Here is a 17,361-nt window from a genome sequence, read left to right on the forward strand (position 1 = left end):
TCTGCGACCGGCCGGAGTGCGGCAATGAAAAGGCCGGTTCGGGTGGTCTACCACCCGAACCGGCCCCTCGCACTGCCTATTTAGCCTTGGCGCGCTCCCCCTTGCTTTCTGCGGCGGGCGACCATGAACACGGCCCCGCCTGCCAGCAACATCAGCATGGCCAGCCCGCCGATCCGCAGGACGTTGGCGCCGGTGCTGGCCAGGTCGCCTTCATCGGCAGCCTGCGCGGTGGCGGACGGGTCGGCGGCGGAGTCGGTGGCGGCCGGGCTCGAGGCCGTGGCCGACGGGGCATCCGTCACCTTGGTGCCGCCGTCGCCGTTGCCGGTGCCGTTGTCCGTACCATTGTCAGTGCCGGACCCGTTGTCGGTGCCGTTGTCCGTACCGTTGTCAGTGCCGGACCCGTTGTCGGTGCCGTTGCCGTTGTCGGTGCCGGTTCCATCGCCGTCACCGCCATTGTCGGTTCCGTCGCCGTCACCGCCGTCGCCGTCGCCGTCGCCGCCACCCTGCTCACCCGGTGCAGCATCCAGGAGGACGGCTACCGTGCGGGCGGGAACATTGACGGTTCCGCTCGCGGCATCCCAGGTGGTTTCCTTGACCACGGCATCCGTGCCGTTCTGCTGGACGGGCGCGAGTGCGAAGTCCCGGCCCGCCAGCGTGTCAACGGTCTGGCTGGCGGCCTCGGTGCCGGCGTTGAAGACCACCAGCGCGCCGTCGAGCGCGGGATCCGCGTCTTCGCCCACCAGGTCGTCAATGCTCATGGTGATGAGTCCCGGTGTTGCCTCGGTGCCGCTGCCAGGGAAGGACACCTTCTGCTCGATGAGCTCGGCCGAGCCAAGGCGCAGCAGGTCAATCGAGGAACGCAGGCGCAGCAGGTCCAGCGCACCCGCCTCGGCGGCGGCGATGTCGGCCGGCGCCGGCTTGTTCGCGGGGTTGGCCAGCAGGGGTGCCATGGCTGCCCAGTGGTCGCCGTTGTCGGCCTTGGGCGGCAGGCCGGAGCCAAAGGTCGACTCCTGCCCGGTCCAGTCGATGCGGTTGAACCAGTCACCGGAGTTGTAGCTGTTGCGGTCCAGGGACTTGGAGCGCAACAGTTCTGTTCCAGCGTGCCAGAACGACGGCGTCTGGGCCAGCGTTGCGGTTGCCAGGGACAGGGTGTTCATGCGGACGCGGTCGGCCATGGTGGTCCCGGCCGGCAGCTTGAGCATGCCGATGTCGAACAGTGTTTCGTTGTCATGCGCATCAACGTAGCTGATGATCTCGTCCGGCTGGCTGGCGTAGCCGGCCTTGGCCCCGCGGTAGTCCAGTTCGGATCCCTTGGTGGGGTTGCCGTCGGAGGCCGTCAGCGTGTATTCGGCCAGGTTTCCGGCCAGGCCGAGCTTGACCAGGTCGGTCTGGTGGGCAAGCTCGGCCAGGGCCTGCTCCGGTGTGCCGTTGATCGCGGCACCGTTCGGGTCGGTTGCCAGGCCGGTGCCAAATCCCTGCTGGAACTTGGTGTCGCCTGCCACGGGGCTTCCGCCGTGCACGGCGTCGCGCAGCCTGTCGCTGAAGGTGCCGATGTGGGTTCCGCCCAGTTGGCCCTGGCTTGCCTGTTCAAAGAGCGCGTTGTCCGCGACCTCTCCAAAGTTCCAGCCTTCGCCATACAGCAGGATGGACTTGCCCTCCACGCCGTCCTTTTCAAGGGTCAGCGCGTCCAACGCAGCCCGGACTGCGAGCATGTTGGCCTTGGAGTGGTGCCCCATGAGGTCGAAGCGGAAGCCGTCAACCTTGTACTCGCGAGCCCAGAGGACCACTGAGTCGACCATCAGCTTTTCGGCGGCCTTGTGTTCGGTTGCCACGTTTTCGCAGCAGGTTGAGGTCTGCACCTTTCCATTGGCGTCGAGGCGCTGGTAGTAGCCGGGAACCAGCTTGTCCAGGACGGACTTGTCTGACTGCCCTGAGGCTGCCGTGTGGTTGTACACCTGGTCCAGGACCACCTGGAGGCCGGTTGCGTGCAGGGCACCAACCATTTCGCGGAACTCGGATACCCGGGCACCGCCCTCGGGGTTCACGGCGTAGGAGCCTTCCGGCGCCTGGAAATGGAGCGGGTCGTAGCCCCAGTTGTAGCCGTCAGCGTCGGCGATTGCGCCGGTGCAGGCCTGCTGTTGCTCGGACGCGGGGTCCATGGAGGCGAGGTCGCAGTCCGGAGTTTTCTGGGCTGCGCGGTCCTCCTCAATGGTGGCCAGGTCAAACGTGGGAAGCAGGTGCACGGTGTTGATGCCGGCGTCGGCAAGCTCGCGCAGCTGGGCGGTTCCGGCACTGTCCCGGGTGAAGGCGCGGTAGGTGCCCCGTTCCTCTTCCGGTACCGTGGTGTCGCCGATGGAGAAGTCACGCACGTGCAGTTCGTAGATGGAGCGGTCAACCTGCTTCTCGATTACCGGGGCGGCCGTGGTTGCCCACTGCTCAGGTGCCCAGGCGCGCGAATCCATGTCGACGGCCACCGAACGAAGCGAGTTGGTGGTCAGCGCAACGGAGTAGGGGTCCGTCACCTGGTTGGTTTCCACCTTGCCCGTTGAATGGGCGTAGACGTTGACTTCCCAGAGGTACTGCGCGTTTTCCTCCACCGGACTCGGTGCCGCAGTCCAGGTTCCGGCAGCGCCGTCCCAGGTTGCTTCGGTCCGCACGGGGTCACCCGTTCCGTCGGCAGGCCATGAAAGGAGCGTGGCCCGCTGGGCGGTCGGTGCCCAGAGTGCGAAGCTCGGGGCACCTGCAGTCCAGGCCACCCCCAGCGTCTTGTCGGCGAGGGCACCGGAGTACAGGCTGTCGAGCACGCCGGGGAGCTGCACTCCGGTGTAGGCGCTGAGTGCACCGCCGCTGGTCTGGGCAATCTGCAGCTGTTCCTTCAGCAGATCGGCGGGCGAGCCCGCAGCCTTTTCCTTGCCCACGCCGGCGGGGCGCAACACAATGTAGCCGCTCGCCAGTGTGGGGAATCGTGCCAGCTGCTCCTCGGAGAAGCCGGCAGGGTCGTGGGTCAGTGCCACGGCGTCGCCGCCAGTGACGGCGCCATCCTCCAGTTTCAGGGCGGCTGTTTCGGAATGGAACAGTTGCCAGGAAGCGTCCGCTGCCGGGACAGATCCCAGCAGGGCGGCGGGCCAGGCGAGGGTGTTTTGGTCAACCCACTGTGCCTGCAGCCGGCCGAGGCCGGGCAGCGGCGGATCCGCAACCTCGATGTCAAGGATGTGCGTTTCCAGCGTGTAGCGGAAGTTCACCATCTTGCCGTCGCTGGCGGAGAAGGAGATGTTGTCGCCGCCGGCGGCGCCGCCAACACCGTAGTTTTCATCCCAGCCCTGGCCATGTGTGACCTTGGTCGAGTAGTTTCCGGCAGGGATCTTGTCGGTGGAGAACTCGTAGACGCCGTCGCCGTCGCTGTCCTGCATGGACGTGGCGAAGCAGGCCGGCTTCCAGTCGGCAGAGCAGCCCAGGGCGGCCTGGAAATCACCGGCGAGGGTGACGATCGGGGCCTGGGAGGTGTTCTGCGCCATCTTGGTGGCGGGGTTCCAGAAGAAGGTGACAGGTCCGCCGTCGTGCGTGTAGCTGAGGTTCTTGGCGCCGCCGGAGGAATCTCCTCCGGCGCCATAGGCCAAGTCCCAGGTCCCGTTCATGGCCACCTTGTACTCGTACGCTCCGGCAGGCAGATCGAAGGTGCCGGTGTAGATGCCGTCCTCGTTCTTGCTGAGCTTGGCGGCCTCACAGGCTGGCTGCCAGTCGCCGGCGCAGCCCATGGCGAGGTTGTGGCTGCCGGGCACGGAGACCATGCTGATCTCCGGCTCGGGCGTTTCTGCCACCTCCGTTGTCACGGCAAAGCCCGCGGAACCAAACGTCGACGCGGCACTGTGGTTTCCTGCAGCATCAGTGGTGACTGCGCGGTACTCGACCAGGGTGCCCCGGGCGAGTGCATCGGCGTCATGGAAGACACGGGGCGCGGTGCTCTCGGCGGTGCCCAGCGGCGTCCAGTCGGCGGAGCCGGCCACGCGGTAGGCAAAGCTTGTCTCCGTCCAGGTGTTGGCATCCACCGTTGCACCCACGGCCGTGGCACCGGCCAGTGCGGCACCGGGGGCGGGCAGGGTCACGGCTGTTTCGGAGGCTGCTGCCGGGGCGGTGACGCCCTTGTTGGCCTTGTAGACAACGGCGCCCATGGGCGGCACGGTGACCGTGGCGGCGCCGGAAGCGTCACTGGAGATGGCCGACGTCGTTCCGTACAGCGGGGCGTATTCGGCGCCCTGCGTCAAGGTGGTCAGAGCAACGGACTTCTCCTCCGTGGCATTGTTCAAGGCAACAAGGTATTCCACCTTTTCGTCACGGTCCACGCGGGAGAAGGCGTAGATGCCTGCGCCGTCTTCTGCGTAGCGCTGGATTTGCGCGCCCTGCGCCAGGGCGGGGTTGTCCGCGCGGAGCTTGGCCAGCGCCGCAATGTGCTTGTAGAGGGGTGCGTCGGTGTCGAAACGGTCGGCGGTGCCGTTCACCTCGCCTGTGACGAGGTTCTGCTCCGCGTATTCGGCCACCTGGGTGCCAAAGAGGCTCTGGCGCGAGTTCTTGTCCTTGCCGTCTCCCGTGCCGGCAAAGCCCTGCTCATCTCCGTAGTAGACCACGGGCTGGCCGCGTGTCAGGTACATCAATTCGTGGGCGAGCTCGTCGCGTTCCAGTGGGTTCTGAGTGTTGTTCATGAAGAAGCCCACGCGGCCCATGTCATGGTTGCCCAGGAAAGTGGGCAGCGCTGTCGCGGAGCTCCGCGGCGTGGTGAAGTAGTCGTCGCCTGCGAAGAGGGACTGCAGGCCCCGGGCGGAGTTGCCCGCGGCGTAGCCAACGGCGCCATCCTGGAAGGCAAAGTCAAGGACGGAGTTCATGTCCGTCTTGCGCACGTACGGGGAAAGGATTTTTTGGTCGGCACTGTAGACCTCGCCGAACATGAAGAAGTCGTCCTTGCCCTGCTCATGGGCGTGGTCCAGGACAGCCGTGGTCCACTTTTCCCAGAACTCAAAGTTCACATGCTTGACGGTGTCGATGCGGAACCCGTCGATGCCAAAGTCAACCCAGTCCTTGAAAACGTCGATGAAGCCGTCAACCACCTTGGGGTTTTCGGTCATGATGTCATCAAGGCCGTTGAAGTCGCCGTAGGTTTCGGACTCCCCCGCCCAGGTGGAGTCGCCGCGGTTGTGGTACAGCGTGGCATCGTTCAGCCAGGCGGGCACCTTCAGGTTCTTGTCGGCTTCCTGCACAACAGGGGTGTAGGGGAAGCTGGTTGCCGGATCCATGTCCGGGAAATCCGCGGTTCCGGCGTAGTCCGCCGGATCGAACGCGGCTCCCGCGGCGTCCTTGTAGGGTGCAGTGGCCTTGTCCACGTAGCCGTAGGTGTTTTGTTCGTTGGCGATGACATCGGCCGTGTGGTTGGTGATGATGTCGAAGTAGACCTTGATGCCCTTGGCATGGGCCTCGTCGATGAGGGCCGAGAGTTCCTCGTTCGTGCCAAGGTGCGGGTCGATCTGGGTAAAATCGGTCACCCAGTAGCCGTGGTAGCCGGCGGAGGCGTCGGCGCCCTCGCCCTGGACGGGACGGTTCTTGAAACTCGGGGTCAGCCAGATGGCTGTGGTGCCCAGGCCTTCGATGTAGTTGAGCTTGTCGCGCAGGCCCTGGATGTCGCCGCCGTTGTAGAAGCCCTTGTCGGCCGGGTCGTAGCCGCTCTGCAGGCGGCCTCCGGCGATCCCGGCTTCGTCGTTGGTCGTGTCGCCATTGTTGAACCGGTCGGTCATGACGAAGTAGAAGTTCTCGTCGGCCCCGGCCTGGCGCACGGGCGCCTTCACCAGTGCGTCGTCATCGGCGGTGTATTCCCCGCGCAGGTCCAGCGGCTGGATGCCCACCAGCTTGGTGGTGTCGTTGAAGGTGACCCGGATCCGGCTGTCACCGGCCAGAACCAGCGGGATGTTGTCCTGCCCGTGGCCGTAGGCCTCGTCCCAGGAGTGGTTGACGGCCACCTTGTAATCAAAGGAGCCGGCGGGGAGGGTGAAGTCGGCGGAATAGATGCCGGGCGTTTCTGTCGGCGCCAGGTCGGTGTCGGTGCAGTCCGGCGCCCAGTCGGCCGCACAGCCAAGTTCATCCTGCAGGCTGCCGACGAGGGAAAATGTTCGCCCGTCCGCCGCGTTGGCGCGGTGGGCCGATGCCACCGTAATGGCTGGCGCTAAGAGGGCCGAAGCGGCCAGGGCGCCCGAGATCGCAAGGGCAAGCGATCCGCGGGCGCGCAGATGATGTGTCATCCGTGACTCCAATTGTGATTAGGCGCACAAGGCGCAAGGCAATGCCTGTGACGGTACCAGCGCCGGAAACCTTAATGCAAGCGTTTCCAGTAGATGACGGCAAATTGCCTCCATTGCAGAGTCATGATGTTAATCAACGCTTGGAAGCGCTTACACTACAACTGTGCCCCAAAACACAAAATGGCCCCCACAGGAACTGTTGTTCCCGCGGGGGCCATGCTCGCACCATAAAACCTGCACCTGGCGGGCTGCCACCGGGGAGCAGCACCAGGCATTGTTCCCCGAGCCGGGTTTCACGTCCGGACCGGCTGTTGACAACACCGCCGACGGCGGGGCGGCACCTTCCCGGTGCAGCCCGCCGCTGCTGCCCCGTCCCCGCCGGGCCGTCTCCCGGCCAGGCCTAAACGGTCTGTTCGGCGGCGCCCGGGTGGGCTCCGCCGTCGTGCTCCCGGTCCCGCAGTGCCAGCAAAAGGCTGGCGGCAGTGTCCGGGTCCGGAACGGTGACGGCGAACTGCTTGTCCGCCGTTGTGGTGACGATCAGTCCCGGGCCGGCGCCCATGACCACGGCCGAACGGCCCGGCATGATGCGGTAGCCCCAGCCGCCCCACTCGGAGGGGCGGATCTCGGTGACCTCGACGGCGGCAATGTCCTCGAGCTTGATGCGCTTGAGCGGGATGCGGCCGAGGGTGGAGACGATGCGCAGGCCGCGCCAGTCGACGGTCACCTGCATGTGGGCGATCATGGCCGTGGCGAGGACACTGGCGGACATGGTGACTGCGGTGACCCAGACTGCGGAGAGCTCACCTTCGGCAATGGCCGGAATGAGGATCGCGGCGGTGAGGGCAATGAGTCCGACAGGCAGCCACAGCATGACTTTTGAGGTGATGGCCTGCGACCAGGCACCCGATTCCTGGGCGCCGAGGGGCATCCGTTTCTCATGGCGCGTGGTGGAGAATATGGGCTTCGGCGCGATGAAGTACGGGACGGCACCGAACAGGAAAGAGGCCATAAGTGCTGCGAGCCCCCAGCCCAGGACGGCGTTTTCCGCGCTGCCGGCACGCAGGGTCAGCCCGGCGGAGATCAACCAGACACCGGCGCCCATGCCAGAGACCATGCCGGCAAAGCCCACGGTGCCGCGCAAAAAGGCCGGGCGCAGCGAGGGGACCAAGGAGCAGGCCAGGGCAATGGCGGCGGGAATTCCGGTCAGGAGCAAGGCGATGGACAGTGCGGCACCTTGGCTCATGAATCCGTCGGGGCGGCCCGTGCCGGACCAGTGTGAGGCCAGTTCGGCAGGCAGGCTGTCCCGCCACGCGAGCCACGAGACGACGACTGCCGCCAGCGGGATAAGCCCGGCCAGGCCGGCGGCCAACCTGCGGCCGACACTGGTTTTCTGCTGAATTTCACTCATGCTTGTGCAACTCCCCCAATCAATCGCGCAACGTCTTGCTGGGACATTCCCAGCTTGCGCGCCTCTTCCAATAGTTGTTCTGCCAGTTCAGTGATGCGGACCAGCCCGGGCCCTGCGTCCTGGCGGACAAAGGCGCCACGGCCCTGGCGCATGTCGATGATGCCCTCGTCCCGCAGTTGCTTGTAGGCACGCAGCACGGTGTGCATGTTGACCTGCAGCGCCGTGGCAAGGTCGCGTGCCGGCGGCAGGCGCTCGCCCGGTGCAAGGCTTCCATCCACGACGCCCGCGCGCACCTGGACAGCAATCTGGTCCGCAAGGGACAGGCCCGAGGCTGCATCAACACGAAACAACATGTTTGCAACACTATGCAAACAATGTGCACATTGCAAGTAACAATGGCTCCTCAAGTGGATTGGGTCAGCTGGCACACCTTACGCTCAATCAGGCGCCCCACCCACGTTTAAAAGGGCAGCCGGCCCAACCACCACACACGAAGGATTACAGTGTCCGAGAACTCACCACAGGGCGACGGCAAGACCACCAGGCAACGCCGGGGACCGGGTTTTCGCACCAGGGCCACTGCCTTTCTTCTCGCCATTCTCCTGGGCATCGGCAGTCTGGTCTGCATTGTCAGCCTTAGCAACAACTTGACTGCCAGCTACACCGCAACAGACGGCAAAGTACTCTCTACGGAGACTAAAACGCGATCGCGGATCAACCGCAAACAGCGTCATCGCAAGAAACGCTACTACTCCACCATTGAATACCAACTCAACGGCGTCACACGGACGGACCGGGTCAAAAGTGGCTCGTTGATGAAGGGCATAACCGTTCCTGTCTGGGTACAGGACAACACTGGCGATGTGCATTTTCACAAGCCCAAGCCACCAGAATTTGGGCATTGGCTGCTGGCCTTTGCCATGCCCATCGCCAGCTTGTACTTCCTGCGGATGACCTTCCGCAGGGGACGACTAGTCCGCCAATAGGCCTGCCCGGAACCGAGGCCGGGCCTTTGGCCACCCAGCAGTTATTGCATGCCGGCAAGCTGCTCGACAGCATCACAGAACGCCTGAACACAGGTGGGTCCGCCATGGCCTTCGTCGTCCACAACGGTGAGGGTGCTGCCCGGCCAACGTTGGTGCAGGAGCCACGGCGTGACGGCCGGGCCGCTGACGTCGCGCCGGCCGTGGATGAGGTGGCCGGGAACCCCTTCGAGCTCGTGAATTCGGTCCAGGATCCGTTCCCCGCCAACCAGGAAACCGTCGTTGGACCAGTAGTGGGTGACAAGGAGCGCAAACGTCATGCGGGCGCGTTCGTCGTCGATGTAGCGCCCGCGCATCTGCGGGGCATCCAGGGAGACGTGCCACGATTCCCAGCGGTCCCAGGCCAGGGCAGCAGTTTCGGCGTCCTTGCGGTCCGAACCGGCAAGACGGCGGGCGTACGCCCCGACCAGCCGTTCGCCCTGGACGGCCCCTGAAGCCTCGGCAAACTCATGCCACGCCTCCGGGAAGATCCTCCCCACGCCCTCGGTGATCCAGTCGACCTCGTCGCGGCTGGTGGTGGTGACGGCCATGAGTGCGATCCCTGTGACACGGTGGGGATGGGCCAGGGCATACGCCAGCGCGAGAGTGCTCCCCCACGAGACCCCGGTGACGATCCACCGCGTGATGCCCAGGTGCTCCCGGACTGCCTCAATGTCCTCGATCAGGGTCCGGGTCGTGTTGAGCGGCAGGTTCGGGAGGTCGTCCTGGGCCGCCGGGGTGCTGTGGCCGCAGCCCCGCTGGTCAAGGCCGATGGTCCAGAACCTGTCGGAATCATGACGCTTGCGATAGCCCCCTTTGCCCAGGGAGCCGCCGGGACCGCCATGGAGGTAGAGAACTGGGATGCCGCCGGGGTTTCCCGTGGCCTCCCAGTAGATGCTTGCGTTGGGAACATCCACACGGCCATGGTCAAAAGTCGCGCCATCAAAGGTCATGGCCCAATTCTGCCTGACGGCCCCGGCGCATTTGAATGCCGCCATACCCACACCGGTGATTTCCTGTCCGGCCTGGTTCTAGAGCTTTTCCTCCTGGTACAGCTTCAGGAGCATCGACTGAATCCATGGCGTGTAGGTGATGAGCTCATATTGCTGGCCTGCAGCGTTTCGACGCTCCTCGACGACAACGCCCAACGTTTCGGCCAGCTTCGAAACGGTCCACGCGCCCCGGGTACCTTCAAGGACGCCGATGGCGCGGAGGCGCTCGTTGAGTGCCGTCACCTTGAGCTCCTCATCACCGGCGCGCAGGTGGCCATCCTTCTTCCAGCCGTCCAACAACCTGGTCAAGGTCAGGCTGGCATCGCCCGGGTCGGCGACCGGCGGGATCGCGGGCGGCCGGGCGGGCGGCGGGGGTGCTGCTGCCGGCAGGTGCGTGGGCAGTGGGGGCGCGCCCTGCGGCACCGTCGGCTCTGCTGCCGAATCGGTTGCGGCTGTTGCCAAGTCGGCTCTGCTGGCAAATGGGGACATGACACTGAACACCGGGCCGTTGTTCCAGCGGTTGCCGGCCGCGAAAACCATGAAAAGGTCCTTCGCCCGTGACACCGCCACATTCATCAGCTTGGGATTCGCATCTATGAAACCGGCCTGCGGACTGTTCAGGCCATATGCGGCCGAGAACAGCACGATGGGCCGCTCCGCCCCTTGCAGGCGGTGGGCCGTCCCCACCGTGATTTTCTTCCACAATGCATGTGGCAGCCGGGCTGACTCGCCGGCTGCCTCCACGGCTTTGCGCAACTCAGCGGATATCAGGGATGCCTGGGCGCTGAACGGCGTCACGACGCCTATCAGCGCATCCTCAGGAACCTTTTTGTTGGGCTCGGATTCCTGTGTGTTGTAGATGTCAAAGAAGTGCGCATAGTTCGCAACGATCCAGGCGGCAATCTCCTGCGCTTCACGCAGGTTCTTCCGGCTGGACCCTTCGGTTGAATCAGTGGACCCTGCCACATCCACCCATGAGAACGCCGGGTGCAGGCCTTCAAGCTTGGAGGATCCGGCCGGCCGTCTGGCTTCCAGCATGCCCTCATACAGCAGCGTGTTGCAGAATTCAATAATGCCCGGATGGCAGCGGAAGTGCTCCGAGAGAAACAGCCCCGGGCCACCATTGCCGTAGCTCCAGCTCGAGGCGTGGCTTGCCGCCCGCATCAAACTTGAAGGTTCCGAGCAAGTGGCTCCCCGGCCCTGCAGTTCCTCAAGCCACACTTGCCCGGAAATGCCAACGTCCAGCGCAACTTCCCTGTCGGTTTGCTCGTCAATCGACCACACGGGCGACAGTTGCTTTTCATCGCCCACCACCATGACACGGGATGCCAAGGCAAAACTGGGCAGGCCCAAGGGTGTGTCCACCTGCCCGGCCTCATCCACGATAAGCAGGTCAATGCGGCCAAGGTCAAAGCGGCTTGGCCTGTCCGGACCGGCGTAGAGCCGGAAGTACTTGGGCAATTGATAAACGGTCATGACAAAGCACGGGGTGAGCGCCGCAGCCTGTGACCAGTACCGCCCCATGATCTCCCGGGTGTTGCGCCGCCGTTTGTCTGGCTCAATGAAGTTGTCGGTGAGGAGCCACTGCGCCTCGTAGTAGTGCACCGCAAGCCAAAACTCTGCATAGCGCAGTGTCACATCCAGCAGCTGGTCAAGGCGCTCCAGGCTCTCACAGTCCTTGAGCTCGGAAATGCGATCCATCGAACTGACATAGGTGCACGCTTCAACCTTCCGGCAAAGACCGGCGTAGCTGCGCGACGGGCCATCCGGACCCATCGCGTCCAGCAGCCCCAGGCGGTACTTGTCCAGCTCGGTCATGGCGTCATGAATCCACTGCTGCAGCTCCGGAATGTCGCGGGCCCCACCAAAGTAGCTGCTGGCGCAGGATACGAACCTGTCCTTTGCCCGGGCCAGGTAGGACTCGCTGCTGTACAGGGTATAGGTGTGGCTCTTATCGGCCTGTTCAACCAGGTACTGCTTCTTGGCCTGACCCAGTTTCCCTTGGGCCGGGCAATAGACGGCGAGGGACCGCAGCGACTCCTGGCCGGAATCGCCGTCGCCGTATTCCTGCAACAGCCAGCGGAAGTCCAGTGGCCCGGGCTCATCCTTGGTGACCGAGGCAAAGGAGGAAATGATGTTGGTGACGGCCTGGTTGTTGGTGGACGTGCCTACGATGACGGGTGGATCGCGGCGGTCCAAGGCGTGCCTGGTCAGCAGGTTCGCAACAACGGACTGCAGCATGGTCGTCTTTCCGGTGCCGGGCGGACCGCTGACTGCAGTGACTTCACTGCCTGATTCATCAAGGAAAGCATGGACTGCCCGCCGCTGTGAATCAGTCAGCGGGAAGCCATCACTCATGGAACCGCATGACAGCCTGGCGGAGCGAAGCAGGCCGCCATTGTCATGGATGCTCGATTCGTTGCGCCGGCTGCCGCGCCACCCGTTGACAACGTGCGCCACGGTGGCGGGAAGCACCTTCTCCCTGCCGAGCGCATCATAAAGATCGAGAATCCCACCCACGGCATTGATCCGGTCGTAGGCCTGCACGTAGCCGATGCCGTACTCAATCGACTGGTCCGGCGTCTCATGGCGCGAGGCAAAATCGGCCAGTGCTTCTCCTGCGACCGCTTCAAACAAGTCCGTGGCCAGGTCCATGGCGTCGGCAAAGGCCACAGACTGCGAAACTGTGGCCGGCATCTTGGACCGCGAGTGCTTCCAAAAGTCGCTGAGCTGCCCCACCGGCACACTCGACCCGCCCACGGATGGGGATTCCAACCTGGAGGACGGTATCCAAGGGGATGATGCAGGCTCCAGCTCGGGCTCCAGCCGTCCGTCGCTGTGGAGCCTGGCCGCCAGCAAGAGCAACCCGTCCTGGCGGACCTCACCACGGGTCAGGGAGGCATTCACCGTCACGAGCGACACTGCCACGTCAAGGGGCTTGTCGGTACCGGCATTCCGGCCGGCAAACAGTTTGGCTGCATCTTCGGAGCCCAGGTTTCCGGTCAGCAGCTGATTGCGGTCCACCGCGACAAATAGGGGATCTTTCTTGAAGGCGACCTCATCCAATGTCCCCCTGCGCAGAACGCTTGAAAAATAGTCCGCCACCCGAAATCCGTCAACCATGCCCCATCCTCATCATTCGTGGATTTCCATAATATGCACGCCCACTTGGCCTGCCGTTCACAGATGGTCACATGCCGCCCGGCATGCCCTGCCCGACTGGCCGATACCGTCCCGGCCGATTCTTGAACCGTCCGACGTGCCTGCACGTTCACGCCATTGGGTCCATGGTGGCAACGCATCGTCTTGGCGCGGACAGGGGCCGGCGCATGTGTTCCTGCACGGGAACACGACGGGAGCCGCGCGTCATTTGTGCCGCTGGCGCCGCTCCTGCCGTTCCTGCCGCTGGAAATCGCGCAGGGTTGACGGCTCGCGGAACGCTGTCTTCCTGGCCGCTATGGCGCAGCTGGTGGCTGCCAGGAGTCCCAGCGTTGACAGCATCCACAGGGGAAGGCCACCGATGTCCCCTGCTGCACCGGCGGGGCTGCCATAAGACAACAACCCGACGGCAACTGCCGCACAACACAATGCGGAGAACGCCGTGGCGACAAACAACCACAGGTATGCCCTGCTCTGCCGCAGAAGCCCCTTCGGCGCCACCGCGAGGAAGGCTGCCGGGGTGGTCAGGGCCAAGACGATTGCGGCGATGTAGGCAGGTCGGTACATGGCCTCCGTCAGCGGCAGGAAGAGCCCGCAGACCAGGACCATCGCCGCCAGTACAACGGGCACGGCCTGCCGCCACAACCCCTGTGCGTCTACTTCCATTTCCGTCTCCAAGCCGGCCTCCCGTTGTCAGCATAGCTGGCCACAAATGAAATGCGCCCGCTCCCCATAAATGCGCCCGCTCTACGGGGCGCATTTATGGGGAACGGGCGCATTTTCCATTCAGCGGCCGAACACCGGATCGAAAAGGTGTCAGCGCTGCGTGGCGCCAAACCTTTCGGCGGCCAGCTCGACGGCGGACGCACGTGCCGCCGACGCCTCATCTGCCGTCAGGGTGCGGTCGGCGGCGCGGAAGCGCAGGCCGAAAGCAAGCGACTTGCGTCCTTCCGGAATGCCGGTTCCCTGGTACTCGTCGAACAGGGCCACATCCTCGAGGAGCTCACCGGCGCCTTCGCGAAGGGTTTCCAGCACGGTCTGCGCCGGAATCTCCACAGGCACCACCAGCGCCACATCCTGGGTGGCAATGGGGAAGGTGGAGATCGGCTTGGCCACGATGACGTCGGCCGCTGCGGCAAACACCTTGTCGGCGTTGATCTCCATCGCCACCGAACGGGCGGGCATGTGCAGTTCGGCCAGCAGCTTCGGGTGCAGCTCGCCGGCGAAGCCGACAACCTCACCGCTGCGCAGCGCCAGCTCGGCGGCACGACCCGGGTGGAACGCCTGGTGCGAGCCCTGCGAAACCACAAGCTCAACACCCACGACGTCGGCCACCAGGCGGGCGGCGTCAATCGCGTCAGCCCAGTCCCAGGCACGCGGGGCGTGCCCCGGGGCCGCAGGCGAATCCTTGCCCGTGAAGACCGCGCCAATGGTGAGCGGCTGGTAGGGGATGCCGTCATACAGGGCGTCCAGGACGTCGTCGGACGGCTTGGTGCCCAGCGGCGGAATGGACGGGGTTCCCATGGAATCCTCCGGCAGGAACACCAGGCCGGACTCGAACAACGCCAGGTCGTGGAAGCCCCGCGAGTGGTTGCGCTTGGCTGTCTCGACCAGGCCCGGCAGCACGGAGGTGCGCAGGAAACCGAACTCCTCGCTCATTGGGTTGGCCAGCTTCACGGCGGTGCGCGGGGCTCCGGCCTCGGCCACGCCGAAGGTGTCGTTGGAAGCCTTCGACACGAACGGGTAGGCCAGGATTTCGGTCAGGCCGGAATCAGCCAGTGCCTGCACCACGCGGCGGCGCTGCTGCTGCGTGCGCGAGTAGCCGCGGCCGGGAGGGGCCGTGGGCAGCGTGGACGGAATGAGGTCGTAGCCCACCAGGCGGGCGACCTCCTCAGTCAGGTCCTCCTTGGTGACCAAATCGTGGCGCCAGCTCGGGGCTGTGACGGAATATCCGCCGTCGACCTTCTCCACCCCGGCACCCAGGTCCGTCAGCGAACCCATGATCTGTGATTGGGTGAACTCGATGCCGATGCGGGCCGAGGTGAAGCCGGACGGCAGGAACACGGGGGCCGCGGCCACAACGTTGTTGACGTCCGTGGACGCGGCAGACTCGGTGCCGCCGGCCAGCTCGACGAGCAGGTCCACGGCGCGCTGGGCGGCAACGTCGGCCACGAGCGGGTCAACACCGCGTTCGAAGCGCTTGGACGCCTCCGACGGCAGCTTGTGGCGGCGGCGCGAGCGGGCGATGGAGACTTCCTCAAAGTGCGCGGCCTCAACCAGCACGTTGACGGTGGCGTCCGTGACCTCGGTGGAGGCGCCGCCCATGACGCCGGCGATCCCGATGGGGCCGGTGGAATCCGTGATCAGCAGGTCCTCGGCGTCGAGCTTGCGCACCTTCCCGTCAAGGGTTTCCAGGGTCTCCCCGGCAGCCGCGCGGCGTACCGTGATGGCACCCGAGAGCTTGTCAGCGTCGTAGAAGTGCAGCGGCTGGCCCAGCTCAAGCATGACGTAGTTGGAGATGTCCACGGGCAGGGAGATGGAGCGGATCCCGGCCAGGCGCAGGCGCGAGGACATCCACGTGGGAGTTGGCGCGCCTGCGTTAATTCCCGTAACGGTGCGTGCCACGAAGCGGTCGCAGCCGGGCTTGCCGTAGACGGGCGCCTCATCGGCCAGCACGACGGCGTGGCCCTCACCATCGGGGGCGGTTACCTCCACCAGCGATGCCGGGTCCGTGAAGACAGAATCAGTGGCGTGGGCGTACTCGCGCGCCACGCCGCGAATGCTGAACGCGTAGCCGCGGTCCGGGGTCACGTTGATCTCGGCGGCCTCGTCCGTCAGGCCCAGCAGTTCCAGCGCGTCGGTGCCCAGCTCCGGGTCAAGGCCCAGGGTGGAGAGCACCAGGATGCCGTCATGGTCCTCGCCAATGCCGAGCTCGCGCACGGAGGCGATCATGCCGGCGGAGACGTGGCCGTAGGTCTTGCGCGGGGTGATGCGGAAGTCGCCGGGCAACACGGCGCCGGGCAGGGTGACAACAACCTTGTCCCCCACCTCGAAGTTGTGCGCACCGCAGACGATGCCCTGCACGCCGGAGGGGTCAATGCCGTCAATGTCCAGGGTCTGTGCGGCGCCCTCGGGCACCACGCGCACGGAGCACCAGTTGATGGTCTTGCCATTGGACTGCGCTTCGGGCTCCTTCGACAGGACCTGGCCCACCACAATGGGGCCGCTGATCTCATCAAGGGGGCGGTGGACGTCCTCTTCTTCAAAGCCGACCTTGACGAGGTCGTTCATTACATCTTCGGCAGTTGCTCCTGCCGGCACCTGCGCATACTCGCGCAGCCAAGTCAGTGGAATACGCACCGCTTAGATCTCCATCCCAAAGTGTTCGCTGAATCGTACGTCGCCCTCGATCATGTCGTGCATGTCGCCCACTTCGTTGCGGAACATGAGAGTGCGTTCAATGCCCATGCCGAAGGCAAACCCGGAGTACTCCTCGGGGTCGATCCCCGCCGCGCGGAGGACATTCGGGTTGACCATGCCGCAGCCGCCCCACTCGATCCACTGGGGGCCGCCCTTGGCACCGGGGTGCCAGATGTCCAGCTCGGCGGAGGGCTCGGTGAAGGGAAAGAAGTTCGGGCGCAGGCGGATGCTGGCTTCCTCGCCGAACATCTGCCGGGCAAAGTGTTCCAGCGTGCCGCGCAGGTCGGCCATGGACAGGCCCTTGTCGATGGCCAGGCCCTCGAACTGGTGGAACACGGGCGTGTGTGTCGCGTCGAGCTCATCCGTGCGGAACACCTTGCCGGGGCACAGTACGTAGACCGGCAGTTCGCGTTCCAGCAGCGAGCGGACCTGCACCGGTGAGGTGTGGGTGCGCAGCAGCAGGTGCGCCTCGGGGGGCTCCACGAAGAAGGTGTCCTGCATTTCGCGGGCCGGGTGGTCCGGGGCGAAGTTCAGCGCGTCAAAGTTGAACCACTCGGATTCCAGCTCCGGGCCCTCGGCGATTTCCCAGCCCATGCCCACGAAGATGTCGCAGACGCGGTCCTGCAGGGTGGAGAGCGGGTGGCGGGCACCGGCACGGCGGCGGCGCGGGGCCGCCGTCACGTCAACGGTCTCCTCGATGAGGATGCGGGCGGCGTCCTCGGCCTCAAGCACCTCGGTGCGGGCTGCGAGCGCCTTGGCAACACGGCCGCGTGAGGCGCCCATGATCTTGCCGGCGGCGGCCTTGAATTCCTTGGCGAGCCCGCCAATTTCGCGGTTGGCCAGGCTCAGCGGCGACTTCTCGCCGGTGTGCGCCAGCCGTGCCGTCTTCAGCTCATCCAGGGTCGTGGCGGCAGCGATGGCTGCGAGCGCGTTCTCGACGGCGGCACCAATGGCGGCTTCGTCAAGCGGGTCCGGGACCGCTGCGGGTTCGGTGGTTGGTTCGGGCATCTCAGCCGTCCTTTGGGGCATCTCAGACATCTACAGTTTGTACCTAAGTTCGTGTGCGAGTAGGCGGCGGG

At 65.1% G+C, this 17,361-nt stretch carries 9 protein-coding genes; 1 reads left to right on the top strand and 8 read right to left on the bottom strand.

Annotated features, from left to right (window positions below):
- Nucleotides 1–80 precede the first annotated feature (80 nt).
- From pulA to JOF48_RS00150, 3 genes are all read right to left on the bottom strand, one after another.
- On the bottom strand, nucleotides 81–6,281 hold the full coding sequence (gene pulA, locus JOF48_RS00140; RefSeq protein ID WP_209676108.1) for a pullulanase-type alpha-1,6-glucosidase: 6,201 nt from the start codon (nucleotides 6,279–6,281) through the stop codon (nucleotides 81–83).
- Between the two features lie 400 nt (nucleotides 6,282–6,681).
- Entirely contained in the window at nucleotides 6,682–7,689 is a 1,008-nt protein-coding gene (locus JOF48_RS00145; protein WP_209676110.1) for a DUF1648 domain-containing protein, read from the bottom strand.
- Nucleotides 7,686–8,042, bottom strand: coding sequence for a GntR family transcriptional regulator (locus JOF48_RS00150; protein ID WP_209676113.1), 357 nt, complete (start codon nucleotides 8,040–8,042; stop codon nucleotides 7,686–7,688). The genes JOF48_RS00145 and JOF48_RS00150 overlap by 4 nt, the downstream gene beginning before the upstream one ends.
- 150 nt (nucleotides 8,043–8,192) lie before the next feature.
- Between JOF48_RS00150 and JOF48_RS00155 the strand changes: the two genes are divergently transcribed.
- Entirely contained in the window at nucleotides 8,193–8,675 is a 483-nt protein-coding gene (locus JOF48_RS00155) for a hypothetical protein (RefSeq protein ID WP_209676115.1), read from the top strand.
- Nucleotides 8,676–8,716: 41 nt separating this feature from the next.
- Here JOF48_RS00155 and JOF48_RS00160 read toward each other — a convergent pair whose 3' ends face one another.
- The 5 genes from JOF48_RS00160 to pheS form a co-directional block, all read right to left on the bottom strand.
- A complete protein-coding gene (locus JOF48_RS00160) occupies nucleotides 8,717–9,664 on the bottom strand; it encodes an alpha/beta fold hydrolase (protein ID WP_209676117.1) in 948 nt (315 codons plus the stop codon).
- A 78-nt stretch (nucleotides 9,665–9,742) separates the two neighbouring features.
- On the bottom strand, nucleotides 9,743–12,826 hold the full coding sequence (locus tag JOF48_RS00165; RefSeq protein WP_209676119.1) for an AAA domain-containing protein: 3,084 nt from the start codon (nucleotides 12,824–12,826) through the stop codon (nucleotides 9,743–9,745).
- 243 nt (nucleotides 12,827–13,069) lie between these two features.
- Nucleotides 13,070–13,528 (bottom strand): hypothetical protein, encoded by a 459-nt coding sequence (locus tag JOF48_RS00170; protein WP_209676122.1) that lies wholly within the window; start codon nucleotides 13,526–13,528, stop codon nucleotides 13,070–13,072.
- Nucleotides 13,529–13,678: 150 nt separating this feature from the next.
- Complete coding sequence (gene pheT, locus JOF48_RS00175) at nucleotides 13,679–16,222, bottom strand: phenylalanine--tRNA ligase subunit beta (protein ID WP_209676124.1); 2,544 nt, start codon at nucleotides 16,220–16,222, stop codon at nucleotides 13,679–13,681.
- 3 nt (nucleotides 16,223–16,225) lie between these two features.
- The gene (gene pheS / locus JOF48_RS00180) at nucleotides 16,226–17,290 is read right to left on the bottom strand and encodes a phenylalanine--tRNA ligase subunit alpha (RefSeq protein WP_425353690.1); all 1,065 of its coding nucleotides are present in this window, start codon (nucleotides 17,288–17,290) and stop codon (nucleotides 16,226–16,228) included.
- Nucleotides 17,291–17,361: the final 71 nt, after the last annotated feature.

Origin of the sequence: Arthrobacter stackebrandtii, from assembly GCF_017876675.1 — a bacterium.
Taxonomy (GTDB): Bacteria; Actinomycetota; Actinomycetes; order Actinomycetales; family Micrococcaceae; genus Specibacter; species Specibacter stackebrandtii.

Bases quoted from the DNA above. Each gene is read 5' to 3' on its own strand.
- pulA (WP_209676108.1), bottom strand. From the start codon at position 6,281: ATGACACATCATCTGCGCGCCCGCGGATCGCTTGCCCTTGCGATCTCG.
- JOF48_RS00145 (WP_209676110.1), bottom strand. From the start codon at position 7,689: ATGAGTGAAATTCAGCAGAAAACCAGTGTCGGCCGCAGGTTGGCCGCC.
- JOF48_RS00150 (WP_209676113.1), bottom strand. From the start codon at position 8,042: ATGTTGTTTCGTGTTGATGCAGCCTCGGGCCTGTCCCTTGCGGACCAG.
- JOF48_RS00160 (WP_209676117.1), bottom strand. From the start codon at position 9,664: ATGACCTTTGATGGCGCGACTTTTGACCATGGCCGTGTGGATGTTCCC.
- JOF48_RS00165 (WP_209676119.1), bottom strand. From the start codon at position 12,826: ATGGTTGACGGATTTCGGGTGGCGGACTATTTTTCAAGCGTTCTGCGC.
- JOF48_RS00170 (WP_209676122.1), bottom strand. From the start codon at position 13,528: ATGGAAGTAGACGCACAGGGGTTGTGGCGGCAGGCCGTGCCCGTTGTA.
- pheS (WP_425353690.1), bottom strand. From the start codon at position 17,290: ATGCCCGAACCAACCACCGAACCCGCAGCGGTCCCGGACCCGCTTGAC.